General features: G+C 72.2%; 27 protein-coding genes. 17 read left to right on the forward strand and 10 right to left on the reverse strand.

From position 1 onward, the window contains the following. Nucleotides 1-2: 2 nt before the first annotated feature. The 4 genes from ACFP1K_RS17985 to ACFP1K_RS18000 form a co-directional block, all read right to left on the reverse strand. Nucleotides 3-1,361, reverse strand: coding sequence for a pyridoxal phosphate-dependent decarboxylase family protein (locus tag ACFP1K_RS17985; protein ID WP_380754377.1), 1,359 nt, complete (start codon nucleotides 1,359-1,361; stop codon nucleotides 3-5). Between the two features lie 56 nt (nucleotides 1,362-1,417). Then, on the reverse strand, nucleotides 1,418-1,591 hold the full coding sequence (locus ACFP1K_RS17990) for a hypothetical protein (RefSeq protein ID WP_380754380.1): 174 nt from the start codon (nucleotides 1,589-1,591) through the stop codon (nucleotides 1,418-1,420). Nucleotides 1,592-1,666: 75 nt separating this feature from the next. Then, entirely contained in the window at nucleotides 1,667-2,323 is a 657-nt protein-coding gene (locus tag ACFP1K_RS17995) for a maleylpyruvate isomerase N-terminal domain-containing protein (protein ID WP_380754383.1), read from the reverse strand. Nucleotides 2,324-2,394: 71 nt separating this feature from the next. Beyond that, nucleotides 2,395-2,910 carry an RICIN domain-containing protein gene (locus ACFP1K_RS18000; RefSeq protein WP_380754386.1) on the reverse strand — a complete coding sequence of 172 codons (516 nt, stop codon included), beginning with the start codon at nucleotides 2,908-2,910 and terminating at the stop codon, nucleotides 2,395-2,397. 168 nt (nucleotides 2,911-3,078) lie between these two features. Here ACFP1K_RS18000 and ACFP1K_RS18005 point away from each other — a divergent pair, with 168 nt between their 5' ends. From ACFP1K_RS18005 to ACFP1K_RS18015, 3 genes are read left to right on the forward strand one after another with little or no spacing between them, the layout of a single operon-like run. Next, nucleotides 3,079-3,702 carry a TetR/AcrR family transcriptional regulator gene (locus ACFP1K_RS18005; protein ID WP_380754389.1) on the forward strand — a complete coding sequence of 208 codons (624 nt, stop codon included), beginning with the start codon at nucleotides 3,079-3,081 and terminating at the stop codon, nucleotides 3,700-3,702. After that, nucleotides 3,699-3,890: a ferredoxin gene (locus tag ACFP1K_RS18010; RefSeq protein WP_380754392.1), complete on the forward strand. Its 192-nt coding sequence runs from the start codon at nucleotides 3,699-3,701 to the stop codon at nucleotides 3,888-3,890. The genes ACFP1K_RS18005 and ACFP1K_RS18010 overlap by 4 nt, the downstream gene beginning before the upstream one ends. A 12-nt stretch (nucleotides 3,891-3,902) precedes the next feature. Further along, nucleotides 3,903-5,171: a cytochrome P450 gene (locus tag ACFP1K_RS18015; RefSeq protein WP_380754395.1), complete on the forward strand. Its 1,269-nt coding sequence runs from the start codon at nucleotides 3,903-3,905 to the stop codon at nucleotides 5,169-5,171. Between the two features lie 145 nt (nucleotides 5,172-5,316). On the opposite strand, the gene ACFP1K_RS18020 is transcribed toward ACFP1K_RS18015, so the two are convergent. After that, nucleotides 5,317-5,976 (reverse strand): formylglycine-generating enzyme family protein, encoded by a 660-nt coding sequence (locus ACFP1K_RS18020; protein ID WP_380754398.1) that lies wholly within the window; start codon nucleotides 5,974-5,976, stop codon nucleotides 5,317-5,319. Nucleotides 5,977-6,014: 38 nt separating this feature from the next. Between ACFP1K_RS18020 and ACFP1K_RS18025 the strand changes: the two genes are divergently transcribed. From ACFP1K_RS18025 to ACFP1K_RS18065, 9 genes are all read left to right on the forward strand, one after another. Beyond that, nucleotides 6,015-7,103, forward strand: coding sequence for a DNA glycosylase AlkZ-like family protein (locus tag ACFP1K_RS18025; protein WP_380754401.1), 1,089 nt, complete (start codon nucleotides 6,015-6,017; stop codon nucleotides 7,101-7,103). Between the two features lie 257 nt (nucleotides 7,104-7,360). Next, a complete protein-coding gene (gene mdcA, locus ACFP1K_RS18030) occupies nucleotides 7,361-9,007 on the forward strand; it encodes a malonate decarboxylase subunit alpha (RefSeq protein ID WP_380754403.1) in 1,647 nt (548 codons plus the stop codon). Nucleotides 9,008-9,014: 7 nt separating this feature from the next. Beyond that, complete coding sequence (locus tag ACFP1K_RS18035; protein ID WP_380754406.1) at nucleotides 9,015-9,914, forward strand: triphosphoribosyl-dephospho-CoA synthase; 900 nt, start codon at nucleotides 9,015-9,017, stop codon at nucleotides 9,912-9,914. Then, nucleotides 9,902-10,192 (forward strand): malonate decarboxylase subunit delta, encoded by a 291-nt coding sequence (locus tag ACFP1K_RS18040; protein WP_380754409.1) that lies wholly within the window; start codon nucleotides 9,902-9,904, stop codon nucleotides 10,190-10,192. The genes ACFP1K_RS18035 and ACFP1K_RS18040 overlap by 13 nt, the downstream gene beginning before the upstream one ends. Next, the gene (locus tag ACFP1K_RS18045) at nucleotides 10,189-11,073 is read left to right on the forward strand and encodes a biotin-independent malonate decarboxylase subunit beta (protein ID WP_380754411.1); all 885 of its coding nucleotides are present in this window, start codon (nucleotides 10,189-10,191) and stop codon (nucleotides 11,071-11,073) included. The genes ACFP1K_RS18040 and ACFP1K_RS18045 overlap by 4 nt, the downstream gene beginning before the upstream one ends. Next, nucleotides 11,070-11,879, forward strand: coding sequence for a biotin-independent malonate decarboxylase subunit gamma (mdcE, locus tag ACFP1K_RS18050; RefSeq protein ID WP_380754414.1), 810 nt, complete (start codon nucleotides 11,070-11,072; stop codon nucleotides 11,877-11,879). The genes ACFP1K_RS18045 and mdcE overlap by 4 nt, the downstream gene beginning before the upstream one ends. Continuing rightward, a complete protein-coding gene (locus tag ACFP1K_RS18055) occupies nucleotides 11,870-12,484 on the forward strand; it encodes a malonate decarboxylase holo-ACP synthase (protein ID WP_380754416.1) in 615 nt (204 codons plus the stop codon). The genes mdcE and ACFP1K_RS18055 overlap by 10 nt, the downstream gene beginning before the upstream one ends. Next, on the forward strand, nucleotides 12,481-13,452 hold the full coding sequence (locus tag ACFP1K_RS18060; RefSeq protein WP_380754418.1) for an acyltransferase domain-containing protein: 972 nt from the start codon (nucleotides 12,481-12,483) through the stop codon (nucleotides 13,450-13,452). Before ACFP1K_RS18055 ends, ACFP1K_RS18060 begins: the two co-directional genes overlap by 4 nt. A 55-nt stretch (nucleotides 13,453-13,507) precedes the next feature. Then, nucleotides 13,508-14,392, forward strand: a complete 885-nt coding sequence (locus ACFP1K_RS18065) for an alpha/beta hydrolase (protein ID WP_380754421.1) — start codon at nucleotides 13,508-13,510, stop codon at nucleotides 14,390-14,392. 22 nt (nucleotides 14,393-14,414) lie between these two features. Here ACFP1K_RS18065 and mmsB read toward each other — a convergent pair whose 3' ends face one another. From mmsB to chvE, 3 genes are all read right to left on the reverse strand, one after another. Then, complete coding sequence (mmsB, locus tag ACFP1K_RS18070) at nucleotides 14,415-15,683, reverse strand: multiple monosaccharide ABC transporter permease (RefSeq protein WP_380754423.1); 1,269 nt, start codon at nucleotides 15,681-15,683, stop codon at nucleotides 14,415-14,417. A gap of 5 nt (nucleotides 15,684-15,688) precedes the next feature. Then, the gene (mmsA, locus tag ACFP1K_RS18075; protein ID WP_380754426.1) at nucleotides 15,689-17,218 is read right to left on the reverse strand and encodes a multiple monosaccharide ABC transporter ATP-binding protein; all 1,530 of its coding nucleotides are present in this window, start codon (nucleotides 17,216-17,218) and stop codon (nucleotides 15,689-15,691) included. A gap of 67 nt (nucleotides 17,219-17,285) precedes the next feature. After that, on the reverse strand, nucleotides 17,286-18,422 hold the full coding sequence (chvE, locus tag ACFP1K_RS18080; protein WP_380754428.1) for a multiple monosaccharide ABC transporter substrate-binding protein: 1,137 nt from the start codon (nucleotides 18,420-18,422) through the stop codon (nucleotides 17,286-17,288). 483 nt (nucleotides 18,423-18,905) lie between these two features. On the opposite strand from chvE, the gene ACFP1K_RS18085 reads away from it, so the two are divergent. The 4 genes from ACFP1K_RS18085 to ACFP1K_RS18100 all read left to right on the forward strand — a co-directional run bounded on the left by ACFP1K_RS18085 (nucleotide 18,906) and on the right by ACFP1K_RS18100 (nucleotide 21,632). Beyond that, nucleotides 18,906-19,643: a lytic polysaccharide monooxygenase gene (locus ACFP1K_RS18085; protein ID WP_380754430.1), complete on the forward strand. Its 738-nt coding sequence runs from the start codon at nucleotides 18,906-18,908 to the stop codon at nucleotides 19,641-19,643. Between the two features lie 320 nt (nucleotides 19,644-19,963). Further along, nucleotides 19,964-20,560: a DUF305 domain-containing protein gene (locus ACFP1K_RS18090; RefSeq protein ID WP_380754432.1), complete on the forward strand. Its 597-nt coding sequence runs from the start codon at nucleotides 19,964-19,966 to the stop codon at nucleotides 20,558-20,560. A gap of 111 nt (nucleotides 20,561-20,671) precedes the next feature. Continuing rightward, nucleotides 20,672-21,109, forward strand: a complete 438-nt coding sequence (locus ACFP1K_RS18095) for an ATP-binding protein (RefSeq protein WP_380754434.1) — start codon at nucleotides 20,672-20,674, stop codon at nucleotides 21,107-21,109. Between the two features lie 70 nt (nucleotides 21,110-21,179). Further along, nucleotides 21,180-21,632 (forward strand): NUDIX domain-containing protein, encoded by a 453-nt coding sequence (locus ACFP1K_RS18100; protein WP_380754436.1) that lies wholly within the window; start codon nucleotides 21,180-21,182, stop codon nucleotides 21,630-21,632. Between the two features lie 40 nt (nucleotides 21,633-21,672). On the opposite strand, the gene ACFP1K_RS18105 is transcribed toward ACFP1K_RS18100, so the two are convergent. Together ACFP1K_RS18105 and ACFP1K_RS18110 are read right to left on the reverse strand one after the other, a co-directional pair. Beyond that, complete coding sequence (locus tag ACFP1K_RS18105; protein WP_380754439.1) at nucleotides 21,673-22,749, reverse strand: hypothetical protein; 1,077 nt, start codon at nucleotides 22,747-22,749, stop codon at nucleotides 21,673-21,675. A 1,377-nt stretch (nucleotides 22,750-24,126) separates the two neighbouring features. Further along, nucleotides 24,127-25,311, reverse strand: a complete 1,185-nt coding sequence (locus tag ACFP1K_RS18110) for an erythromycin esterase family protein (protein ID WP_380754441.1) — start codon at nucleotides 25,309-25,311, stop codon at nucleotides 24,127-24,129. A 76-nt stretch (nucleotides 25,312-25,387) separates the two neighbouring features. On the opposite strand from ACFP1K_RS18110, the gene ACFP1K_RS18115 reads away from it, so the two are divergent. Continuing rightward, nucleotides 25,388-26,074 carry a MerR family transcriptional regulator gene (locus ACFP1K_RS18115; protein WP_380754444.1) on the forward strand — a complete coding sequence of 229 codons (687 nt, stop codon included), beginning with the start codon at nucleotides 25,388-25,390 and terminating at the stop codon, nucleotides 26,072-26,074. Nucleotides 26,075-26,357: the final 283 nt, after the last annotated feature.

A 26,357-nucleotide genomic window follows, 5' to 3' on the forward strand; every position in this document is an offset into this window, starting at 1 on the left:
TGTCAGGTGGCGAGGCGGATGATCGCGGCGAGCGACCGGTCCACGTCCGCCTCGGTCGTGGTGGCGTTCGACACCGAGATGCGCATGAGGCGGCGGCCACGCCAGGTCGTGCCGCCCGCCCAGCAGGTGCCGTCGGCCTGGACCGCGGCGACCACCCGGTCGGTGCGGGCGTCGTCGCCGAAGCCGACCAGGACCTGGTTGAGGACCACCTCGTTGGCCACGTCGAAGCCCGCCGAGGTCAGGCCTTCGGCGAAACGGCGCGCCAGGGCGCAGCAGCGGTCGACCAGGTCCGCGACGCCGTCGCGGCCCAGTTCCCGCAGGCCGGCCCAGACGGCGAAGCCGCGGGCGCGGCGGGACGATTCGGCGGTGAGGGCCGCTCCTTCCGGGCTGCCGCCCGAACCGACCAGGTAGGCGGCGGCGTACGACATCGCCGCGGCGTGCACGTCGGGGCGGGCGCAGAACGCGAAGGCCGAGTCGTAGGGGAGGTTCAGCCACTTGTGGCCGTCCGTGGCCCAGGAGTCGGCCAGTTCCAGGCCGTCCACCAGATGCCGGGTCGCGGGGCTGGCGGCGGCCCACAGCCCGAACGCGCCGTCCACGTGCACCCAGCCGCCGTGGCGGTGGACCAGTTCGCACGTTTCCCGGAGCTCGTCGCAGGCGCCGGTGTTCACGTTGCCGGCCTGCAGGCACACGATCGTGGGACCGGGGGGACCGGCTCGCAGCACCTCCCGCAGCGAACCGGGGTCGATGGCGCCGTCCGGGCCGGCGGGCACCGGCTCCACCGCGTCCGTCCCCAGGCCGAGCAGGCGCAGGGACCGGTCGATGGTCGCGTGCCGCTCCGCACCGGCGATCACCCGGATCGGCGGCGCTCCGAGCAGGCCGCGCCGTTCGACGTCCCAGCCCGCGTCCGCCAGCACCTGGTGCCGGGCGGCGGCGAGCCCGGCGGTGTTGGCGGCCTGGCAGCCGGTGACGAAACCGGCCGACGCCGACGGTGGGATGCCCAGCAGATCCTTCAGCCAGGTACCGGCCGCGGCCTCGGCCGCGATGGCCGCCGGGGACGAGACGGCGTTGGTCGCCATCTGGTCCCAGCCGGCGGCGAGGATGTCGGCCGCGGTCGCCGCGGGCAGCGCGCCGCCGACCACGAAACCGAAGTATCGCGGGCCGGCGCTCGCGACCAGGCCGGGCTCGGCCGCGGCGAGCAGGTCCGCCAGCACCTGCTCCGGTGCGGTGGGTGCGGAGGGCAACGGGCCGGAGAACGCGCCGGTCAGCGCCCCCTGGTCGACCGGCACTCCGACCGGCCGGTCGGGCAACGACCGCCGGTAATCGGCCGCGGCGTCGGCGGCCGAGCGGAACAAACGACTCATATCCTCCACCGGCGCACCCTATCGCCCGCCCCCCGCGAGCTCGACGGCCGGGCGGTTCAGCAGGCGAACGGCAGTTGCTCCTCAGGTTGGCCTCCTGCCGCGGGCTCGTGCCGCGGGCTCGTGCCGCGGGCTCGTGCCGCGGGCTCGTGCCGCGGGCTCGTGCCGCGGGTGGCGGACGCGGAGGTCGCCGGCAGCATGACGGCCATCGCCGCCTTCAGGAAGGTGAGCATGAACTCGAAGTGCGCCTTGGCGGAGGCCGAGCGCCTGAGTGCCCCCTTGCTCGATGTGCGTGGGGGTGCGGGGAATCAGCCGAGGACGAAGGGGAGTCTCGCCCCCAGCTCACCCAGTTCGGTCTTCTCCGCGCCGGTCGGGGCGCGCCGTCCGGTGCCGATCAGCAGTGCGTCCTTGTCGGAGAGCGACGCGGGGAACGTGGCCCCGGCGATGCTCTCCAGCATCTCGCGGGAGCGCGCGAGCCCTTCCGCGGGTGGTCCCGGCGCGCGCGGGAGGTGCGCGACCAGGTCGAGGTGGTGCAGCGTCCACTCCAGGACGTACGCGGAGAGGTAGTCGCCCGCGGTGAGGACCTCGCCGCGGGTGCCGACCCGCAGGCCCGGGTCGGCGAGTCCGGCGGCGCGGCCGGCGGCGGAGCCGACGTCGTCGAGGTGGAACTTGAGCAGCCACGGCTCCTGGTACGCGGCGGCCAGCCGGACGGTCAGCGCGTCGAGCGGGTCGTCCCCGGCCGGCGGCGTCCCGGAGACCTCCCAGTAGGTCACCGCGTCGCGGGTCGGCTCCGTCTCGGCGGGGGTCACGAGGGTGATGAGGACGTCCTGGGCGTCGATGACCAGATGGCACACCAGGTCCCGCACGAGCCAGCCGGTACAGCCGGACGGCCGGGCGAAGTCGTCGTCCGGGAGCCCGGCGACCGCCGCGCGCAACGCCGTCCAGGAGGATGAGAAGAGATCCACATCGTCACGGTAGTACGCCGGATCTCACCGGCCGTGCGCGGCGGTGAGATCCGGTCTCCGGGTGCGGGGCGTCAGGACAGGGTGTCCTTGACCTTGATCTGGCCGTCGTCGACGACGAACTTCTGGTTGGGGTGGTTCAGGCACTGCCAGAGGCGGACCTTGTCGTTGTCGTTACGGGTGTTGCCGGTGTCCAGGCACACGGGGGTGGAGGCGAGGGTGTCCTTGACGATGATCTGGCCTCTGCTGACGACCCAGACCTGGTTGGGGTGGTCCAGGCACTGCCACAGGCGTACCAGGGTGTTGTTGGCGCGGGAGTTGGTGGCGTCGAGGCACACCTCCCGGCTGGTGCCTATGGTGTCCTCCACCTTGATGTGGCCGTCGTCGACGACGAACCTCTGGTTGGGGTGGTCCAGGCACTTCCACAGGCGGATCTGGGTGTTGTCGGCGCGGGAGTTGGTGGTGTCGACGCACACCGGCGAGGCGGCCAGAGCGGCCTGCTGGGCGGAGGCCGCGGCGGGCGGGGCGGCGGCCGTGGTCACGGCGAGGGCGGCGACGGCGCCGGCCAGCAGGAGGCGAACGGGGGGCATGGTGTCTCCTAGGGAGTTTTCGGTTGGTTCCCTCCACCGTGCCATAACCGAGAGTCACGGTGCAATCACTCTAAGTGTCCGCAACCGGCCCTGGTGGGGCGGACGAAGAGTGAGATGAGAGAGATGCCCCTCTTGACATAGAAAATGAACGAATTTTTAATTTGTCCCATGGGGCGGATCGCGGGCGTCACCGCCGCCGAGACACGGGAACGGCTGCTGCGCGCCGCCGCCGAAGTGTTCGCCGAGCGCGGGTACGACGGTACCCGGGTGGCGGACATCGCCGCGGCGGCCGGGGTGAGCAACGGCGCCCTCTACGCGCACTTCGGCTCGAAGGCCGAGCTGCTGGTGGCCGCGCTGCGGACGTACGGGCCGCGGTTGCTGGCCACGCTGTTCGCGGCCGACCCCGACCGGTCCGTCAAGGAGCTGCTGCTCGTCATCGGGCGCTGGCTGCCGCGGCGTCGCGACACCCGCGGCTACCTCATCGTCGAGGCGCTGGTCGCGGCCCGCCGGGACGAGGACGTGGCGGGGCCGATGCGGGACTACGTCGGTGAACGCGCCGACTGGCTCGCCGACCTGGTGCGCGCGGCCCAGGGCGGCGGCGAACTGGATCCGGTGGTGTCGCCGGGCGCGCTGGCCCACCTCTGCCTGCTGCTGGCGATGGGCAGCGCGCTCGTCACGCCGGACCTGCACACCGTCGACGACGCGGAGTGGTCCGCGTTGCTCGCCCGTCTCGTCGGCGCCCTCGTCCCGCCGGCGACATCACCGCACACAGAAGCGGAGCACCCGAAGTGAAGGTACGCATCGATCCTGAGCGCTGTCAGGGGCACGGCCGTTGCTACGAACTCGCCCCTGGCCTGTTCACCGAGGACGACGAAGGCTACGGGCTGGTCGCCGGGGAGGGCGTCGTGCCCCCGGGCGAGGAGCGGACGGCGCGCCTCGCGGTGGCCAACTGCCCGGAACGCGCCATCGAGATCATTTAGGAAGTGTGTGACATGACCGTGGACGACCGCTTCAGCCAGCCGGTGGACATCCTGAAAGACCCCGCCCTGGGCACGCGCAACGAGATCATCACCGGTCCGGTGGCGGACTGGACGACCGACTTCTCCCACACCGAGCCCGAGTGGGCGGCCGACCCGTACCCCATCCAGGACGAGCTGCGCCGGACGTGCCCGATCGCGCACACCGAACGGTTCGGCGGCGCGTGGCTGCCCACCCGCTACGAGGACGTCGCGGGCATCGCCTACGACACCGAGCGCTTCTCGTCACGGTCGATCATCGTGGGCAACTTCCGGCCGCCCCGCGACTCGGCGCCCGTGGGCGGCACACCTCCGATCTCCTCCGACCCGCCGTTCCACTACGACGCGCGCAAGCTGCTGCTGCCGGCGTTCACCAAGACCGCCATCGCCAGGCACGAGGAGGCGACGCGGGCGTACTGCCACTCGCTCATCGACGCGCTGGAGGGACGGGACGTCGTCGACGCGGCGCACGACTACGCCCAGTACATCCCGACACGGGTCATCTCCGACATGCTCGGGTTCCCCCCGGAGGACGAGCCGCGGTTCCGCGGGTTCGTCGAGAGCGCCCTGGAAGGCGTCAACCTGCCGCCGGACGACCGCAGGGCGCGGATGTCGGAGCTGTTCGACTACCTGGTCGCGCAGGTCCGCGACCACGTCGCCCACCCGCGCGACGACCTCACCAGCTACCTCATCGACGTCGAGCTCTACGGCAGCAAACTGCAACCGGCGCACGTCGCGGGCACGATGGCTCTGCTGCTCGTCGCCGGCATCGACACCACGTGGAGCGCGATCGGCGCGTCGCTGTGGCACCTGGCCAGGACCCCCGCCGACCGCGAGCGGCTGGTCGCCGAGCCCGCGCTGCTGCCGACCGCGATGGAGGAGCTGCTGCGGGCGTACGCGCCGGTCACGATGGCGCGGCTGGTCAAGGAGGACATGAGCTGGAACGGCGTCGACATGAAGGCCGACGACTGGGTCCTGCTGTCGTTCCCCGCGGCCAACCGCGACCCCGCGCAGTTCGACCGGGCCGGCGAGGTCGTCCTCGACCGCCAGGTGAACAGGCACGCCGCGTTCGGCCTCGGCATCCACCGCTGCGTGGGTTCGCACCTGGCGCGCATGGAGCTGCGGGTCGCCCTGGAGGTCTGGCTGCAGCGATACCCGGTCTTCACACTCGCCGACCCCTCGGCGGTGACCTGGGCCACCGGCCAGGTCCGCGGGCCGCGCACGCTTCCCATCCGCGTCGGGTGACACAGCCGGCGGCGGCCCCGTGGACCGGTTCCTGGCGGCGGACGAGCTGGGGAACGCGCTGACGGCGTTCCCGCTGGACGATACGGACGGCGGACCGCGCTCTCCGCGTCGTCACCGCCGGAGAGCGCCGAGCCGCGCCACCCGCTCACGGGACGGTCCGGGCGAGCCGGAAGCCGAGGTCGTCGATCGCGAACGTGGGGTGGCTGCGGCGGCGCACGGTGGCCCCGCAGCCCCGCTCCCGCTCGGCCCAGCTCCCGCCGCGGAAGATGCGGTAGGACCCGTAGACCTCCTCGTCGTAGAGGTCCCAGCACCACTCCCACACGTTGCCCAGCATGTCGTGCAGACCCCACGCGTTGGGCGCCTTGCCGCCCACGTCATGCGCACGGTCGCCGGAGTTCCCGGCGTACCACGCGATGTCGTCGATCTCCCCGTACCGGTATCCGGTGCTCCCCGCCTTGCACGCGTACTGCCACTCCGCCTCGGTGGGCAGGCGATACCCACCGGCGGCCCGGTCGCAGGCCACCTCCCCGCTGCGCGCGTCCCGCGAATAGACCGCTTCCAGCCCCGACAGCTCCGACAGCCGGTTGCACACGTCGACCGCGTCAAGCCAGCTGACGTTCGTCACAGGCACGGCGTCCCCCGTGGAGCCCCCGGACGGATCCCGCGCGACGGCCCGATGGAGACCCACCGTGACCGGATACCGCCCGAGCAGAAAGGGCGCGACCTCCACCCGCCACCGCGCCCCGCGCCGGTCGTCCCGCAGATCCACGACACCACCGGGAACGCGGACCATCGAGATGTCCACCGCTGTTTACCTCCGCTCCCGGAGGTCAGGGTAACGCCATGGCCGGTGTGATCGACGTGGGCAGGGCGAGCTGGCTGGGGTTCCGGTGGCAGGGCCACGGGCTGGGCGGGAGCTGTGCGGACGATGTGCTCGAACGGCTTCTGCTGCTGGGATTCCAGGACAGCAGGCAGGTCGGTGCGGCGCAGTCGATGATCCAGCGCACCCGCGGCGTCCGGTCGAAGCGCGTCGGTGAGGCGATCTCCCCTGACGGGCCGCTGGTGAGCATGTGGTCGTGGCGGGTGGCGCCGCACGCGCATCCGGTGGAGCGGCTGGACTTCGTGCGGGACGTGCTCGCTCCCCGGGAGCCGGACCAGGGCGGGGCGGCTCGGGTCGAGGCGGTGGGGGAGGTGGCGGCCGCCCTCGGGGCAGTAGTGACGGGGCCGATGTCGAAGGGCGAGGCCAGTGGTGAGGTGACCGAGCGGGTGCGGGGGGAGTTGGTGGAGTGGTGCTCGCGGTGCGAGGCGCGGCACGTTCCCGACACGCTGTTCCGGGTGGCGGGGCGGCAGGCGCAGATCGTGCTCGGCGGCGGGGAACAGCGGGCGGCCATGCTGTACCCGCGCCCGGAGCATCGGCAGGAGAAGGCGGAGAACCCACGTCTGGAGACCCTGAACACGTATCTCCAGGTGAACGGGCCCACCACCAGGACGTTGTTCCGTGACTGGCTGGACGGCGGCACCACGTCCACCTCCGGCTTGTGGAAGGAACTGGACGATCTGGTCCGCGTCCAGATCGGCCCCCGGCGCTACGACCTGCCCGAGGCCATGCTGGACGCGGTACGGAACGCCCCGGAGCCCGCCGGGGTCGTCCTCGTCCCGGCCAACGATCCCTACCTGCGCCAGGTCGACCGTGCCTTGCTCGTCCCCGACGCCAAGCGACGCGGGCAGGTGTGGCGCCCCCTCTCCGGCCCAGGCGCCCTGCTGGTCGACGGCGAGGTGGCCGGTACCTGGCGCTACCGCCGCAGCGACCGCGAACTGACCGTCTCCGCCTTCGACCGGGTGCCACCCGCACGGCGTGAGGAGGCCGAGAAGAGCGCCGCTCTGGCCGCGGAAGCCGTCGGCGACGACCACCCGAAGGTCGTCTGGGCCTGACCGCCCCGGACGCGGCCGCGCACCGACCTTACTTCGTAAAGGAGCCCGCTCCGCTGCCGCATCGTGCCGGGCGGCCGGGATGCGCTCCACCGGCCCGTGCGGCTCCGGACACCCCTGCTGGGCGAAGGGTCCCATCGCGCCGGCCGGGGCACGGCGGTGGCGAGGCACTAGATATGCCCCTTTTTATCCTTGTTTGGGTTACTTTCATTGGTTTCGAGGCATCAGACCCTGGTCAGCGTCAGCACTGGGGGCGGCCGATGGCACGGGCGGAAACCCGGGATCGGGCACGGCGGCGGACCGCGAAGCGCGAGCGGATGGAAGCGGTCCGGGCCTTCGCCACGGGTCGGGTGCTGGACGCCGGGCGGACGCGCGACGCCCTGCAGGCGTTGCTGCGGCCGGGGGACCGGGTGGCTCTGGAAGGGGACAACCAGAAGCAGGCGGACTTTCTCGCCGGAGAACTGGCCGGTTGCGACCCGGAGGCGGTGCACGATCTGCATCTGCTGATCTCCTCGATCAGCTTGCGCGAGCACCTGGACGTGTTCGAGCGCGGCGTCGCCCGCCGTCTCGACTTCGCCTACGCCGGGCCGCAGAGCGTGCGCATGGCGCAACTGCTCGCCGACGGCGGGATCGAGATCGGGGCGATCCACACCTATGTCGAGTTGTACGCGCGCATGTTCGTCGACCTCATCCCGGACGTCGCGCTGCTCTGCGCCGAGCAGGCCGACCGCGAAGGGAACCTGTACACCGGTCCGAGCACCGAGGACACCCCCGTAATCGCCGAGGCGGCCGCCTTCTCCCAGGGGGTGACGCTGGTCCAGGTGAACGAGATCGTGGACAAGGTCCCCCGGGTCGACATCCCGGGCGACTGGGTGGACCTGATCGTGCGGAGCCCCAGGCCGTTCGCGCTGGAACCGCTGTTCACCCGGGATCCGCGCCACATCGGCCAGGTGGAGATCCTGATGGCCATGATGGCGTTGCGCGGCGTCTACGAGCGGCACGGCGTGACCACGCTGAACCACGGAATCGGCTTCGACACCGCGGCGATCGAGCTGATCCTGCCGACCTACGGCGAGGAACTGGGCCTGCGGGGAAAGATCTGCAGACACTGGACGCTCAACCCGCATCCGACGCTCATCCCCGCCATCGAGACCGGCTGGGTCGAATCGGTGCACTGCTTCGGCGGGGAACCCGGCACCGAGCGCTACGTCGCCGCCCGCCCGGACGTGTTCTTCACCGGCCCCGACGGCTCGCTCCGCTCCAACCGGGTGCTGTGCCAGCTCGCCGGCCAGTACGCCGTGGACCTGTTCATCGGGTCGTCGCTGCAGATCGACGCGAACGCGAACTCCTCGACGGTCACCGAGGGTCGGCTGACCGGTTTCGGGGGAGCGCCCAACATGGGACACGACCCGCACGGCCGCAGGCACCCCTCGCCCGCGTGGCTGGGTCTCGTGGCCGGCGAGCCCCCCGTCCTGCGGGGACGCAAGCTCGTCGTGCAGATCACGCAGACCTTCCGCTCCGGCGGCGTCCCCGCGTTCGTCGAGTCGCTCGACGCGGTGCGGGTCGGTGAGGACGCCGGCATGCCCATCCCGCCCGTCATGATCTACGGTGACGACGTCAGCCACGTGGTGACGGAGGAGGGCGTGGCCTACCTCTACCGGGCCGCGGGGCCGGCCGAACGGCGTGACGCGGTCGCGGCGGTCGCGGGCGCGACCCCGGTCGGCCGCCGCATCGGCCATCGGCGCGTCGAGGAGCTGCGCCGTGACGGCCTGGTGGCGCTCCCCGAGGATCTCGGGGTCGACGTCCGCAGGGCGAAGCGCTCCCTGCTGGCGGCCCGCAGCATGGAGGACCTTGTGGCCTGGTCCGGAGGACTGTACGACCCGCCGGCCCGGTTCCGGAGCTGGTGATCCGCCGATGCTCACCACGAAACGGGAGCCTGTGACGGGAGGGCGGGCGCCGTCCGCGGACACGCTGGCCGGCGCGGCGGTGCGGGCACTGCGCGACGAGGCGTGGCTGAGCCCCAAGCCCGGCCTGGTCGACCGCCGGGGGACCGGCGCGCACGACGACATGGACCTGCCGCTCCTGCTGGCCTCCGCCGAGGCACTGCGTCCCGCCTTCCGGTCCGCCGCCGCGGTGGCGGACCGGATGGCCGCAGGGGGCGGGCTGCGTGCGGAGCTCGGCCGGATCGGACGCGCGGGCGAGCGAGCGATGCTGCGGGCCACCCGGGGGGCCAACACGCATCGCGGGGCCCTGTGGGCGCTCGGGCTCCTGGTCGCCGGTGTCGCGGGCGGCGCCCGCGACGAGCGGGAGGCCGCCCTCGGCGCGGCCCGGCTGGCCGCCTTTCCCGACCGGCGGAATCCGGCGGGAACGGCCTCCCACGGTGAGAGGGTCCGGCGACGGCACGGCGCGCGAGGTGCCCGCGGCGAGGCCGAGGACGCGTTCCCCCACGTCATGGAGGTCGCGCTGCCGAGGCTACGCCGGGCCAGGGCGGCCGGCCTGGCCGAGGAGACGGCCCGGCTGGACGCGTTGCTGGAGGTGATGAGCCTCCTGGACGACACCTGCGTCCTGCACCGCGGCGGCCTTGAGGGCCTGCGTGTCGTGCGGCTCGGCGCCGAGCGGGTCCTCGCCGAGGGAGGCGCGGGCACGGCACGCGGTCACGCCGCCCTCCTGGAACTGGACGAGCGGCTCCGCGCACGACGGCTGTCGCCGGGCGGGAGCGGCGACCTGCTGGCCGCCGCGCTCTTCCTCGACCTGGTGCCCTGGCCCGGGCGCCCGGCCCCCGGCGGACGGGAGGGGCCGGCGTGCGGACACTGACCTACGAGTTCCCCGCCGACCGGCCACCCGGCCGGCGGGCCCACGTCGGGGTGGCCGGATCGGGGGATCTGGAGGTCCTGATGACCCCGGCGTCCGGCGCCGCCCGCGTGCGCGTGCGCACCAGCGTCGACGGGTTCGACACGGTGTGGCGGATCGTGCTGGAGCGGTTCTTCGCCCGCCACCGCGTCGCCGCGGACTTCGACCTGAACGACGCGGGCGCCACGCCCGGCGTGGTCACCCTGCGCCTGCGGCAGGCCGTCGAGGAGGGCGAGGCATGACGGCCGCCGTCCCGCCGCCCGACTGGGCCGCGATGCTCGGCCGCACCAGCTTCATCGAGCTGGACGCCCGGGAGCGGGCCACGGCGCTGCTCGACGACGGCACGGCCCGCGAGCTGTGCGGTCCCTTCGACCGCATCGAGTCGCCCTGGCTGGAGCCCCAGGGAGTCGTCCCGGCGTCCGACGACGGCGTCGCCGTGGTGAAGGGAAGGCTCGGCGGGCGGCCCTCGGTCGTGATCGCCATCGAGCAGGCCTTCCAAGGGGGCGGCATCGGCGAGGTCTCCGGCGCGAAGACGGCGGCCGCGCTGTCCCTGGCCGCCAGGGACAACCGTGACGGCATCCCGACCAGCGCCGTCCTGCTGCTGGAGACCGGCGGCGTGCGCCTGCAGGAGGCCAACCTGGGCCTGGCCACGATCGCCGAGGTGTGCTCGGCGATTCTGGAGCTGCGCGCGCTTCAGCCCGTCGTCGGCGTCATCGCCGGAGCGCTGGGCTGTTTCGGCGGCATGAGCATCGCCGCCGGACTGTGCACCAGGCTGATCATGACCGAGGAGGGCCGTCTCGGGCTCGACGGCCCCGAGGTGATCGAGTCCGAGGCCGGGGTCGCCGAGTTCGACGCCTCCGATCACCCGCTGATCTGGTCGATCGACGGCGGCAGGCAGCGCACCCGGACCGCCCTGGCGGACGTGCTGGTCCCCGACGACGTCGCCGCGCTGCGATCCGCCGTGATCGACGCCGTCGGGCGAGGGATTCCCGGCGAGCACCGCTCCCGGCGCCTCGGCGAGTGGCAGGCCCGCGTCCGGGCCGTCGACCCGGCCGATCCGCCCGATCCTCCCGGCCTCGCGGCCGTGTGGGCGAAGGCCGTGCCACCGCGGGGGGACCGGTGACGAGCCGCGGGCTGAACTGGACACGGGCGCTCGCCGAGGGCGCCGTGCGGCACACCGTCCCGTCCGTGCTCACGGCGGACGTCACGCTGGGCGGCGACGTCGCCCGGCTGGTCGCCGTCGTGCCGGACCCCCGCAGCCCCTACCCCCGCGCGCGGAACGGGGAGGTCGGCCTGCGCGAAGGGCTCGCCCTCGCCGAGGCGGTGACCCAGGTCGTCACCGGGGACGCGCACCGGCCCGAGCACCGCCGCCGCCCGATCGTCGCCGTCGTCGACGTCCCCAGCCAGGCCTACGGACGCCTTGAGGAACTGCTCGGCATCCACCACGCGCTGGCCGCCGCCGTGGACGCCTACGTCACCGCCCGCACGACCGGGCACCCGGTGATCGCTCTGATCGTCGGAACGGCCCTGTCCGGCGGGTTCCTGGCACACGGCTCGCAGGCCAACCAGATCGTGGCGCTCGACGACCCCGGCGTGACGATCCACGCCATGCACCGGCGCGCCGCGGCGGAGGTGACCCGCCGGACCGTGGAGGAACTCGGCGAGCTGGCCAGGCGCATCCCTCCGCTGTCCTACGACGTCAAGGACTGGGCGACGCTCGGCCTGTGCGACGAGCTCATGGACGTCGCGAACGCCGACGACCCGGCCGGGGAGGACACGCGCAAGGTGAAGGACGCGCTCACCGCCGCCGTCGCACGGGCCCGCCGGGGTCCCCGCGACCTGAGCGACCGGCTCACCTCGCCCGGCGCCCGCCGGACCCGGGAGGCCTCCCGCCGTGTCCACGAGGCGCTCGCCGCCCAATGGCCGTGACCGCGCGCCCGCACGACCTGCTGCGACTCACCGGGGCCGCGGCGCTGGACGCCGGGCTCCCCGGCTGGGCCGCCACGTCGCTCGCCGCCTGCCCCTGGGGCGTCGTACGGCGGGCACCGCATCCGCCCGGCCTGATCCCGGTCGGCGTACGCGGGGCCGGGCGGGGACGGCGCCACGCCGCGCTCGTCCCCGCCGGCGCGGTGACCCGCCGCCTCCCTCCCGAGGAGCTGAGCCGGCGGCGCCCCCGCATTCCCCGGCTGGCCGCCACCCTGGCCGGCGTCGCCCCGCGGGTGGCGGCGGAGCTGGGCGGCGACGTCGTCTTCGGCCCGATCGGCGGCGTGGGCTTCGAGCTCGCCACCGGGCGGCCGGTCACCCACCCCGGAAGCGACCTGGACCTGCTGATCCGGGCACCCCGCCGGGTGGAGCAGGCCGACGCCGCGCGGCTGGTGGCCGCCTTCGCCGCTCTTCCCGGCACGGTCGACTGCCAGATGGAGACCCCGTGCGGCGGAGTCGGCCTCGTCGAGTGGGCCCGTACAGGCGGTCCCGTCCTGGCCCGTACCGGCCACGGCCCGGAACTGGTGGACGACCCGTGGGCCCTCGCGTGAGAGTCGCCTTCCTCTACCCCGGCCAGGGCACCCAGCGGCCCGGGATGCTGCACGACCTGCCCGGCCACCGGGCCGTCGCGGCGACCCTCGCCGAGGCCGAGCGCGTCCTGCCCGGCTCGTCCCGGCGGGACGGCGCGCGGGAGCTGCGGTCGACCGTCACCGCGCAGGTCGCGCTCTGCGTCGCCGGGGTCGCCGCGACCAGCGCCCTCACCGCCGTGGGCGCCACCCCCGACGCCGTGGCCGGGCACTCCGCCGGGGCGTTCCCCGCCGCCGTCGCCGCCGGGGCACTGACCTTCGCCGAAGCCCTCACCGCCGTGCGGCGCCGCGCCGAGCTGATGCGTGACGCCTATCCGTCCGGGTACGGCATGGCGGCCGTCCTCGGGCTCGGCGTGGCGCAGGCCCGGCGCGTGGTCGAGTCGATCACGACCGCGGGCGACCCGGCCTACCTGGCCGTCGTCGACACCGGCCGGCAGGTCGTGGTCGCGGGCGGCGCCCGCGCGCTGGACCGCCTCACCGCGGCCGCCGCCGAGGCCGGCGCCCGATGCGTGCGGCGCCTGGACATCGGCGTCCCCTCGCACTGCCCGCTCCTGGACGGCGTCGCCGGCGCCATGACGGACCACCTCGCCGTGATCCCCCGGCGCGACATCACCGTCCCCTATCTCGCCGGTTCGGCCGCCCGTCTCCTCCACGACGCCGACGCGGTCCTCGACGACCTCGCCCGCGGCGTCGCCACCACGGTGAGATGGCGGGACGCCACCGCTCTGCTCGCCGAACTCGGCACGACCCTGTTCGTCCAGACGCCGCCCGGACGAGTGCTCGCCCGGATGGCCCGGGAGGCTCACCCGCACGCCCGCGCCGTCGCTCTGGCCGACACCGGCCTCACCGACACGGCGGTGTTCATCCGCCGTGCCCGGGCGGGACCGGAGGGCCGGTCACAGGGGTGCGGGAGCGACGGGAACCCACCGTGAGGGACTGGTCCGCCGGTGTCCCGGGAAGATCACCTGTCGAACTGAGGGGGAGAAGATGACACGTCCGGCCGGGGAGAAGCCGATCACGATGACGCTGGCGTTCGCTGTGGCCGCCGCGGCGGCGTGGGCGTCGCCGGCGCTCGCCGGGGAGCGGGACGCCGTCCCGCGCGCGCCGTCCGCCCTCACGAGCCCGGCGCCGTCGCCCTGCCGGTCGCCGGGGCGGTCCGAGCCGACGGTCGTCCTGGTTCACGGAGCCTGGGCCGACACCTCCAGCTGGAACGGCGAGTTGGACGCGCTGCGGCGAGCGGGCCACGTCGCGCGGGCCGTGGCGAATCCGCTCCGCGGCCTGACCGGGGACGCCAGGACCGTCGCCGACTTCCTGAAGACCGTCTCCGGCCCGATCGTGCTCGTCGGGCACTCCTACGGGGGCTCGGTGATCACCGACGCCGCCGCGGGGGTTCCGGGTGTCAAGGCCCTGGTGTACGTCGACGCCGCGGCGCCCGACACAGGGGAGACCACCGGCGGCCTCAGCGGGTCCGGCTCCGCCCTCGAGGCGAACCCGGACTCCCTCTACGACAAGGTGCCCTACCCGGGAGCGCCCCAGGGGGCGGCCGACCTGTACCTGAAGCGGAACGTCTTCATCCGCTCGTTCGCCTCGGATCTGCCCGAGGACACCGCCGTACGCCTGTGGGCCTCCCAGCGAGCCGCCTCGACCAGCGCGTTCACGACCCCGTCGAAGGCGGCGGCGTGGAAGACGATCCCGTCCTGGTACTTCATCAGCACCGGCGACCGCATCATCACCGCGGGCTCGCAACTGTCGATGGCCCGCCGGGCGCACTCGAAGGTCACCCGGTTCCAAGGCGGGTCCCACCTGACCCTGATCTCCCACCCGGACGCGGTGACGTCGGTGATCGAATCGGCGATCTGCTCCGTCCGCTAGCTCGCCGGGTGGGTGGCAGGGGTCAGCGGGCGGCGGTGCCGGCGCGGCGTTTGGTCCAGACGTCGAAGGCCACGGCGGCCAGGAGGACGATGCCCTTGACGAGCATCACTCGTTCGCTGGGGGAGCCGATGAGGCTCATGCCGTTGTTGATGACGCCCATGATCAGGCCGCCGGTGATGGCGCCCACCACCTTGCCGACGCCGCCCTGGACGGCGGCGCCGCCGATGAAGGCGGCGGCGATGGCGTCCAGTTCGAAGGAGCCGCCCGCCGTAGGGCCGGCCTGGTTGAGGCGGCCGGCGAAGATGATGCCGGCCATGCCCGCCAGGACACCCATGTTGACGAAGATCCAGAAGACGACCGACTTGACGCGGACGCCGGACAGGACGGCGGCCTGGAGGTTGCCGCCGACGGCGTAGATGCGGCGGCCGAAGACCGAGCGGGTGGACAGCAGCGAGTAGCCGAGCACCAGGACGGCCAGCAGGACCAGGACCCAGGGGAGGTTCTTGAAGCGGGCCAGCTGGATCACGAGGAACATGATCAGGACGGCGCCGGCGGCCAGCTTCAGGACGAAGGCGGGGAACGGGTCGACGTGCTGGCCGTAGCTGACGCGGGCCGAGCGGGTGCGCCACTGGGCGGCGGACATGCCGGCGACGGCGATGAGGCCGACCAGCAGGCTGAACAGGTCGGCGCCGCCGAGGGGGCCGAGGCCGATGTTGCCGAAGTAGCCGTCGGTGAAGCCGTTGGACAGCGTGCGGACGGCGTCGGGGAACGGGCCGATGCCCTGGTTGCCGAGGACGGTGAGGGTCAGCGCGCGGAACAGGAGCATGCCGGCCAGAGTGACGATGAACGACGGGATGCCGAAGTAGGCGATCCAGAAGCCCTGCCAGGCGCCGATCAGGCCGCCGGTCACCAGGGTGATGAGCAGCGCGGCGGGCCACGGCACGCCGTAGTTGACCATCAGGACGGCCGACACCGCGCCGGTGACGGCCACCACCGAGCCGACCGACAGGTCGATGTGCCCGGCGATGATGATCAGGATCATCCCGACCGCGAGGATCAGGATGTAGGAGTTCTGCACGATGATGTTGGAGATGTTCTGCGGCTGTAGCAGGGCGCCGTCGGTGAGCACCGAGAACAGCACCACGATCAGCGCGAAGGCGATGTAGATGCCGCTCTGCCGGATGTTGATCGAGAAGCCGCCGAGCGACATCCGGCCCGGCGGCCGTACCTCGCCTGGTCCGCCGCCGTCCTGCGGACCCACCGCGACACCCGTTGGCGAGACGCTGCTCATCGGGGTTACTCCTGTCCCATTGTCATGTAGTGCATGAGCCGTTCCTGGGTGGCCTCCGAGCGGGGGACCTCACCGGTGACCCGGCCCTGTGAGAGCGTATAGATCCGGTCGCACAGGCCGAGCAGCTCGGGCAGCTCGGAGGAGATGACCAGCACCGCCTTGCCCTCGTCGGCGAGCCGGTTGATGATCGTGTAGATCTCGTACTTGGCGCCGACGTCGATGCCGCGGGTCGGCTCGTCCAGGATCAGCACGTCGGGGTCGGTGTAGATCCACTTGGACAGCACGACCTTCTGCTGGTTGCCGCCGCTGAGCTGCCCCACCACGCTCGCCACGCTGGGCGCCTTGATGTTCATGCTCTTGCGGTACTCCTCGGCGACCCGGTACTCCTCGTGCTCGTTGACCCAGCCGCGACGGCCGAGCCGGGGGAGACCCGCGGCGGAGACGTTGCGCTTGATGTCCTCGATGAGGTTGAGACCGTACCGTTTGCGGTCCTCGGTGGCGTACGCGATGCCGTGCCTGATGGCGTCCTGGACGCTGCGCAGCTCGATCTGGCGGCCGTCCTTGAAGATGCGGCCGGAGATGTTCACGCCGTACGCGCGGCCGAACACGCTCATCGCGAGCTCGGTGCGCCCGGCGCCCATCAGCCCGGCGAGGCCGACGATCTCGCCGCGGCGCAGCGTGAGCCCGGCGCCGGAGACGACCTTGCGGCCGGGCTGGGCGGGACTGTGCACCGTCCAGTCCTCGATGCGCAGGATCTCCTCGCCGATGTGCGGCTCGTGCGGGGGGAAGCGGTTCTCCAGGTCACGGCCGACCATGCCGGAGATGATGCGGTCCTCGGTGACGGCGCCGGACGCCGTGTCCAGGGTCTCGATGGTCCGGCCGTCGCGCAGCACGGTGATCGAGTCGGCGATCGCGATGATCTCGTTCAGCTTGTGCGAGATGATCACGCAGGTGATGCCCTGGTCGCGCAGCCCGCGCAGCAGGTCGAGCAGGTGCGCCGAGTCGTCGTCGTTGAGCGCGGCGGTCGGCTCGTCCAGGATGAGCAGCCGCACCTCCTTGGACAGCGCCTTGGCGATCTCGACGAGCTGCTGCTTGCCGACGCCGATGTCGGAGATCTGCGTCGTCGGGCTCTCCCGCAGGCCGACCCGGGCCATCAGCTCGGCGGCGTCGCGGTTGGTGCGGTTCCAGTCGATGAACCCGCGGCTGGCCCGCTCGTTGCCGAGGAAGATGTTCTCGGCGACGGACAGCTGCGGGCACAGCGCCAGTTCCTGATGGATGATGACGATGCCGGCGTGCTCGCTGTTCCTGATCCCGCCGAACTCGCTGACCTGGCCGTCGAACTCGATCTCGCCCTCGTAGGTGCCGTGGGGGTACACCCCGGACAGCACCTTCATCAGCGTCGACTTGCCGGCGCCGTTCTCGCCGCAGATGGCGTGGATCTCACCGCGGCGAACCGAGAGGTTCACGTCCTGCAGTGCCTTGACCCCCGGGAAGGTCTTGGTGATCCCGCGCATGCGCAAGATGTCATCGGTCATGTCTCATGTCCCCTCACGCGGGACCCGGGGGCGTGGCTCGCCCGCCCCCGGGACCCGAAGCGGATTATCAGCCGCCGAGCTGCGCCGCAGTGTAGTAGCCGGTGTCGACGAGGGCCTTCTGGAGGTTGTCCTTGTAGACGATCACCGGTTCGAGCAGGTAGGACGGGACGACCTTGGAGCCGTTGTCGTAGTCGGTGGTGTTGTTCACCTCGGGCTTGCCGCCCTTCAGGACGGTGTCGGCCATCTTGACCGTCACCTCGGCGAGGTCGCGGGTGTCCTTGAAGATGGTGGCGTACTGCTCGCCCGCCATGATCGACTTCGCCGACGCCAGCTCGGCGTCCTGGCCGGTGACGATCGGGTACGGCTGGCCGGAGGTGCCGTAGCCGTTGCTCTTCAGCGCCGAGAGGATGCCGATGGACAGGCCGTCGTAGGGGGACAGCACGCCGTCGACCTTGTCACCGCCGGTGTAGGTCTTGGTGAGGATGTCCTCCATGCGCTTCTGCGCGGTGGCGGGGTCCCAGCGCAGGATGGCGACCGTCTTGAAGTCGGTCTGGTCGCTCTTGACCTTCAGCACGCCCTTGTCGATGTAGGGCTTGAGCACCGACATGGCGCCGTTGAAGAAGAACGTGGCGTTGTTGTCGTCCGGCGAGCCGGCGAACAGCTCGACGTTGAACGGGCCCTGCTCGGTGCCCTCGGTGCCGTCGGCGTTCTTGACCTTCAGGCCGACCAGCAGGGAGGTGGCCTGCTGCACGCCGACCTTGAAGTTGTCGAACGTGGTGTAGTAGTCGACGTTCGGGCTGTTGCGGATCAGCCGGTCGTAGGCGATGACCGGGATCTTGTTGTCCGCGGCCTGCTGAAGCTGCGTGGTGATCGCGGTGCCGTCGATGGAGGCCACGATCAGCAGGCGGGCGCCCTTGGTGATCTGGTTCTCGATCTGGTTGACCTGGGTGGGGATGTCGTTCTCCGCGTACTGCAGGTCGACCTTGTAGCCGAGCTTCTCCAGCTGCGACTTGACGTTCTCCCCGTCGTGGATCCAGCGTTCGGAGGATTTGGTCGGCATGGTCACGCCGACCAGGGCGCCGCTGGTACCGGTGGACGCGACGTCACCGCCGCCACCGCCGGTCTTCTGGCTTGATCCGCACGCGGACATGGTGGCGACGAGCGCGATGGCGGACACCATCGTCGCGATCCGTCCGAGCCTCATGGTTGGTCTCCTAGCGAAGGGGATGGTACGCGGCGCCTCACGGGAGCCGGATCGTTCGCGGGGACACCTCCGCGCCGAACTGCGACGGTCGTGCGGCTTCGCACCTTGGACCTGAAGTGTTATCGCTAACAATTGGCATGTCAACGCCAAGCGATAACGTCTCGGAAACAGTGCCTTAACCTCGCACTGACATGGGGGTCCTGGAGCGGCGGGAGGCCCTGGCCTGCTGGGATCGGTCCGGTTGAGCGCTCTCATGGCGTGGGCGAGATCACATCTCCCGGGGCCTCGTCCCGGTGGTGACGGCACGTAGGAGCCGCCTCGCTCGCCGTGTCCGGCCCGGAGGTGGAGCGGGGCGCGGCCGGGCCGGCCGGAAAGTTTCACAGCCATCTTGACAGATCCGCCGACGGTCTTCCAACGGCCTATTTACTCTTAGGAAACTTTCTTTTATGTTGGCGGCATCCCCCCAGCAAGAAGGAGTACGGTATGCGAAGAACGATCATGGTGGTGGCGACGGCCTTGCTCACCGCGGGGGTAACGGTGCTGTCGGCCGCGCCCGCCCTCGCCCACGGGTACATCTCCTCCCCGCCGAGCAGGCAGGCGCTGTGCGCCCAGGGCCGGGTCGCCAACTGCGGCGACATCATCTACGAGCCGCAGAGCGTCGAGGGACCGAAGGGCCAGCGCAACTGCCACGGCGGCGTCGCCCGGTTCGCGCAGCTCAGCGACGAGAGCAAGAACTGGCCCGCCACCTCGGTCGGCACCACGGTCAACTTCAACTGGATCCTCACCGCCCGCCACGCCACCAGCACCTGGGAGTACTACATCGGCAACACCCGGGTCGCCCTGTTCAACGACGGGGGACGCCAGCCCGGGGCCACCGTGCAGCACACCGTGAACCTGTCCGGCTTCGGCGGACGGCAGAAGCTGCTGGCCATCTGGAACATCGCCGACACCGTCAACGCGTTCTACGCCTGCGTCGACCTGCAGATCGGCGGCGGCGGCCCCGGCCCGACGCCGACCCCGACGCCGACCGTCACCCCGACCAGGACCCCCACCCCCACACCCACCGTGACCGCCCCGGGCGGCACCTGGGCCGCCGGCACCTACTACGCCGTCGGCGCCCAGGTCACCTACGGCGGGCTCCGCTACCGCTGCCTCCAGGCCCACACCGCCCTGACCGGCTGGGAGCCGCCGAACGTCCCGGCCCTCTGGCAGCGCATCTGACCTGACCCCTCTTCCCGTGGGCGCCGCCGGGGGGCGCGGCGCCCACACCCATCGGCGGCCCGGCGGCGACCTGGCCCCGTCGGCCGTCCGGCCCGTCCGGCCCACCGACCATCCCGACCATCCGTTCCCATGACGGCCCGTTCCCGTGACGTCCCGGCCCCATGACGGCCCGGTCCCATCGGTCCGGCTCCATCGGTCCGGCCCCATCCGTCCGGCCTGGCCCATGACGGCCTGGCCCCATCCGTCCGGCCTGGCCCATGACTGCCCGGCCGCGTGCCACCCCCGCCGTACGCCACCCCCGAGGACGAGAGGCGGAGCCCATGAGACGCATCGCCCCGCTGGCCGCCGCCGCGGTCCTGGCGGCCGCGGCCGGATGCGGGACGGCCACCGCCTCGCCCGGCGCGGCGCCGCCCGGCCGCCCCACCCCCGGAGCCTTCGCGCGGGAGGCCTCCGCCGCGTTCAACGACGCCGACGTCGCCTTCCTGCAGATGATGATCCCGCACCACCGCCAGGGCATGCGGATGGCCGGCCTCGCCGCCGAGCGCGCCACCCGGCCCGACGTGCGGGCCCTCGGCGCGGCCGTCGCCGCCACCCAGGGCGACGAGGTGCGCGACATGACGATGTGGCTGCTCGGCTGGCGCCGCCCCCTGGACGCCGCCCCGCACGCGCACGACGAGCACGCGCGGCTGCACGCCACCGACCCCGCGGGCATCGACGCGCTCGGGAGGCTCACCGGCGCCCGCTTCGAGCAGACGTTCCTCAACATGCTGATCGCCCACCAGCACAACGCCGTCGAGATGGCGCGCACCGAGACGCGGACGGGAGTGAGTCCTGAGGCCAAGGATCTGGCCCGGCGCATCGACCTTTCGCGCACAGCGCAGATCCGGCAGATGCTCGGCCAGCTGGGCACCGGGTGAACCCCCCTCAACTGGTCCCCTTAGGCGGGTTCCCCGCGTCGGCATAACGTTGCATAATGCAAGTCCGATAACAGGGCGACCGATGCCGCCAAGACGCGGGGGGCGCGCGGAGTGCTACTGAACGAACGTGTCACGCGCCGCTCCGGCGGAAGAGGCGCCGAGACTCTCACGCTGACCAGCCCGCCGTTGCCGTCCGCGCCCCAGCAGGCCAGGGACATGGCCCTGTCCGCCGTGCTGGCCTGGTCGCTGCCGGTGGACCCCGACGAGCTGTGCCTGGTCACCGGGGAACTGGTCGCCAACGCCGTCACTCACGCGGGCACCATGATCAGCGTACGCATCCGCACCCGCGGCGCCGCCGTCCGGGTCGAGGTGACCGACCGCGACGGCCGCCCGCCCCTGCTGTTCGCCCCCGGCCGCTCCGACGAGACCCATTGGGGTCTGGTCGTGGTGGCCGCCCTGGCGTCCCGCTGGGGCTACGAGCGCCTCCCCACCGGCAAGGTGGTCTGGGCCGAGGTCGACTTCGCGCCCGACCCGGTCCCGGTAGGCTGACCGCCTCGCCCCGGCGAGCCCGGCGGGTGTCCCGTGCCCGCACGGCGGTCCGGCGTCCGGGAGGCACCAGGTGAGGCGACTCGTGGCCCGGCTCTGGCACGCGCTGTCCGGCCCGCTGCAATGGCGGGTCGTCTACCTGCGCAACGCCAGGTTCGTGGCCGGCGTCACCGGCGTCGTCCGCGACGCGGACGGCAACGTGCTGCTGCTCAGGCACCGCCTGTGGCCGCCGTCGCGCCCCTGGGGTCTGCCGAGCGGATACGCCGAGCGGGGCGAGACCTTCGAGGACACCGTCGCGCGCGAGGTCCGCGAGGAGACCGGCCTGGAGGTGAAGGTCGGCCGCCTCGCCTACCTCGGCACCGGCTACCGCATGCGCGTGGAGGCCGCCTACGAGGCCCGCCTCGTCGGCGGCACCCTCCGCGTGGACCCCAAGGAGATCCTGGAGGCCCGCTGGTTCACCCCGGCCGCCCTGCCCGAGGGCCTGCAGGACCTCCACCGCCGCCTGATCCTCGGCGAACCGGACTAGCCGCACGCGGGGACGAGGGCGCCGTCCCGGGTGCGTCGAGTCACCAGCCCCAGGCTTTCCGCGCCTGCTGCTCGTCGAAGCCGACCAGCGAGGCCAGGAGCAGGTAGAGAGCCCTGTCGTCGCGCTCCCTGGCCTTCTCCGCCGTGCGGCCCGCAGTGCTCTCGAGTTCGGGCTGCTTGTCGGCGGTGCTCAGCGCGCCGGCGAGAATGCCCCGGATGTTCTGCTCGCCACGCGCCCTGTAGCGGTCCATCAGGTAGGTCAGGTAGTCCCACGAGGCGAGGAGCACCTTGGGCTGCTCGTCCGCCGAGACCACGATGGCGTCGTCGGGACCTGCGATGTGGCACTTGGCCGCCGTGTAGACGGCCCGGGTGTGCGCGGCGGTGAGGCGGTCCAGCGCGTCGACGGTCCTGCGGATCGAGCCGACCCAGCCGCTCAGGGAGTCCTGTGCGGTGAACAGGACGACGCTCAGCTCGCCGTTCGCGGTGAGGTCGGCCCCGGCCAAGGTCGCCCGCGTGAGGAAGTCCGTCATGTGCGCCGCGATCGTCTCCGATGACGTGCCCGCATCGGCGTGCGACAGGTAGGAGATCCGCGCCGTGCGGCTCCACATGGCCAGCGCGGTACAGGTGTGGATACGCGTCGTCCACGCCGTCCCGCCTCCGACGTGGTAGTACTGCTGGTCCGGCGCGTCACCGGTCTTGTCGTCGATGTCCTGCTCGATCGATACGCCGATCTCCGACAACCGGAGGGGGGCGCTTCGCGCCGGGTCCACGAGGTCGACCCGGCGATTCTGGTCGCCGATGACGAGTTTGAGCCCGTCCACGCCACCCACCTCGTCGAGGGTGCCGTAGAGCCAGAGCCGCGTGCCCTCCGGGTAGGCGCCGCGCAGCTCGGCGGAGAAGGGGATGACCTGCCCTGTCTCGTCGACGCCGCACCCCTTGACGACCGAGCCCGCCACACCGGGAGTGATGCTGCCGACCTCCCTCGCCGAGGCGAGCGTGTAGGTCACGATCGTGTTCACGGGGGAGACCCCCCGCAGCCCGGCCGGGATGTCGTAGGTGTTCCCGGTCTTGAGATCGCGCAGGACGCCGGGAGTCATGAAGATCTTGCCGTTGGGCATTGCAACGCTCCAAGTGAGGGGGATGGCCCGTTTCCGGGCAGCCGAATAACCAGGATGAGGAAATGGCCGCGGGCTCTCACGCGAATCACACCCCGGGCGTGAGCGGCCCGAAATCACGAATATGGGCCGGACTGACCATTGATCGCCCCGGCGCCTTCCGAACCATAACATTCACCCCGACCCTCAACCAGCAAATGACGACAAGCCCCAAAAATTCAGAATAAAAGTCCCCGCAACCCGCCCCCACCTGCCCCTGAACACCAGCCAAGCCACCCACGCCTCTGATCTCCTCCATAATGCCAAGCCGGTAAATCGCATTAATCACCTCTGATTAAATACACCCCCCGCTCGCCTCCGTTCTTGTACGGGGGATACCCCCGCGCCCCCCGGGGCCTGCGCGCCCCCCCGGGGCCTGCGCGTCACCTCGGCGCCATCGTGGGATCCGGGGGCCCACCGCTTCACGCGGCGAGCATGAGCCCGCGTCCGTCCCGGCGCCGACGCGACGCGACGAACCCGATGATCAGGCCCGCGATCACCGGGCAGCCCTCCGGCGCCGGTCGGCGGGACGCGGCACGGCGAATCCGGCGCCGCCTTACGGCGGGCAACCCGGCGTGTGCGAGCGTCGGGGGAAAGGTCCTCGCGGAGGGCGCGCTCCGCGCGAAAGGCGCAAGGGCTGTTCTCCCGCGGGGGACACCCCCGCACCCCCGGCCCTGCCGGGCTCATGGTGCTCCACCGCGACGCGTTCCGTCGGGCCGGTGTCCCGCCGTATGACGGCGCCGTGTTCGCCGTACCACTTCCCGCCGACCCGGCGCCGATAAGGCGAACCCAACGAGGCGACGGGACTCCGGCGCCGCCTTACGGCGGACAACCCGGCGTGTGCGAGCGTCGGGGAAAAGGTCCTCACGGAGGACGCGCTCCGCGCGAAAGGCGCGAGGGCTGTTCTCCTGCGGGGGACACCCCCGCACCCCCGGCCCTGCCGGGCTCCTATCGCTTCACCGCGATCGATTCCGTTGGGCCGGTGTCTCGCCGTACGACGGCGCCGTGTTCGCCGTACAACTTCCCGCCGACCCGGCGCCGGTAAGGCGACCCCGGCAGGGCGATGGGCTTCGGCGAGACCGAGGAGGCGACGGGGCCTCGGCGGCGCCGCTGGGGGCGCGATCGTGTGCGCCTAGGTGGTGTCGCGATGCCACACGGTGGGTCAGGGCGCCGGTGGCCGTGCCGGGTGGCGCTTGTGAGTCGAGCGGCCTGCTCGGGCTCAGCGGCCGCGTCCCGCCTGGATAGCGTGACCGGCGGGATCACCGGGCGGGGGCGCCGAGGGCCGGGCTGGATCGTCGCCGCTGGTGACGTTCCGCCGGCCACGTGGCCGGTGGGGGTGGCTCAGATCTCCTGGACGAAGACGATGGCGTCGGTCCGGCCGATGGTGTCCGGGTCGAGGGAGAAGTACGTGTGGTCGGCCGGGACGCGGCGGGCCGGCTTTTGGTGCAGGGTGTCGGCGAGGCGGACGGGATCGAGGACGGCGCGGGGGTGGGGGAGGGCCGACAGGAGGCCTTCGAGGGTGTCGGGTGGGGGGATGTCGGAGCCGCGGGCGCCGAAGGTGGTGGCGGCGAAGGCGTACTGGTCGCCGAGGTGGGTGCTGATGATGGCGCCCGCGCTCCACCACTGGCGCGGCTGGCCGGCGAACCGCATGTGGCTCATGTCACGCTGCAGGTGAGCGTTGTGGGCGAAGGCGAGGGCCGGGCCGCGGCGGGCCTCGCGGCGGAGGATGGCGTCGAGGTTGTCGGCCATTATCGCGGCGCGCAGGGATATGAGGTCGCCGATGCGGGTGGGCGAGGTGTCGGCCATGCCGGCGTGGTAGCGCAGCAGCCCGGCCGCGGTACGGGCGTGCAGGTCGGCGCGCCACCAGTCGTCGGCGGAGGTGGCGGCGATGAGGTGGGGAGTGTGCGCGGTGAGCAGCACACGCAGGTCGCCGGCGATGAGGCGCAGTTCCTTGGCCTCCGGGCTGCGGCCGATGGACTGGGTGGGATCCATGAGCGCGGCGGGGTCGGTCCAGCGTTCGTCGGGGCCGAGCAGTTCGTCGAGAGCCTCGCGACTCCAGGGCAGGTCGACATGTCCGGCGAGGTAGTCGTGCAGCGCGGTCAGGGCCGGGCGGGGACCGGCGGGGCCGGCTGTCTCCAGCGGGCCGTCGAAGCCGTAGAAGTGGAGCCGCTCGTGCGGGGCACGCGGCTCGTTGTAGGCGCGCATCCAGCTCAGGAGCTCGCGGTTGGCGGACGAGGCGCCGAAGCCGTGGCTGAAGCCGCGGCTCATCACGTCGTCGAGGGTCCCGGTGCCGTCGTTGACGTACGCGTCGGCGACCAGCGCCGCCAAGCAGTCGCTCTCGATGGTGATCGAGCGGTAGCCCTCGTGCTCGGCGAGGTGGCGGAAGAGCTCGTTGCGCAGTTCGGGGAAGGCTTCGACGCCGTGGGTGGGCTCGCCGAGGCCGAGCAGGCGGATGGCGGGGGACAGGAGCGCGGTGAGGGCGCCGCCGCTGAAGGGGCGGGCGGCGTCCCGAATCGATTCCGTCATACCTTCAACGGTATCGTTGAACCTCCGTTGTAAACTTTGGCGCCGTTTCCGGCCGCCTGCGAGGAAAAGCTTCAAAATGCGGTTGCGACCCATCGACCTGGCGCGCGAGCACGGCCTGTCCACGCAGGCGGTACGCAACTACGAGGAGGCGGGGATCCTCCCGCCGGCCGGGCGCTCGCCGCACGGCTACCGCGTCTACGCTCCGTGCCACGCGGCGGCGTTGCGCACGTTCCTGGCGCTGATCCCCGCGCACGGCCACGCGACCGCGGGCGCGATTATGCGGGCCGTGAACGACCGCGCCCTCGACGAGGTGCTGCGGCTGATCGACGAGAGCCACGCGCAACTGGCCGCCGACCGGCACACACTGGAAGCCGTCGAACTGGCACTGCGCGACCTGGCCCCCCCACGTGAGCCCGAATTGGGCATGACGTTCATCGGCCCCCTGGCCCGCAGGCTCCGCCTCCGCCCCGCGACGCTACGCAAATGGGAGCGAGCCGGCCTCGTCGTCCCCCGCCGCGACCCCCGCACCGGCTACCGTCTCTACACCCCCGCCGACGTACGCGACGTACTCCTGGCCCACCAGCTGCGTCGAGGCGGCCACGGCCTGACACACATCGCCCAGGTACTGGACCAGGTCCGGACCGCCGGCGGCCCGGAGCCGCTCCAGGCGACCCTGCGCGAGTGGCACACCCGCCTGACGGCCCGCGGTCGCGCGATGCTCGCGGCCGCGGCCGCCCTCGACATCTACCTTGGAACGCCATAGCGCCTGACGGCGAGTCACAGGCGACGCGCGCAGGCGGTGTGCGCAGGCGGTGTGCCGCAGGAGTGGTTTCGTCGGACTGTGGAAGCACTCTGAGCTCGATGTCCGGCGCGCCGGAGCGTGGCCAATCCTATGGAAGCGGTACGGCCGAGATGGCCTCGCGATACGGCGACGACCCGATGCGCGGAGGCGCCTGCTGAAGCGGTCTTGCGGTGGCGCGCTCCGCGCGACATGCGCCTGCTCGCACTCCCGTCAGCGAAGGCGTCTTTCTGCAAGGCGTCGCGAG

The sequence above is a fragment of the Sphaerisporangium aureirubrum genome (assembly GCF_042658925.1).
Classification (GTDB): Bacteria; Actinomycetota; Actinomycetes; order Streptosporangiales; family Streptosporangiaceae; genus Sphaerisporangium; species Sphaerisporangium aureirubrum.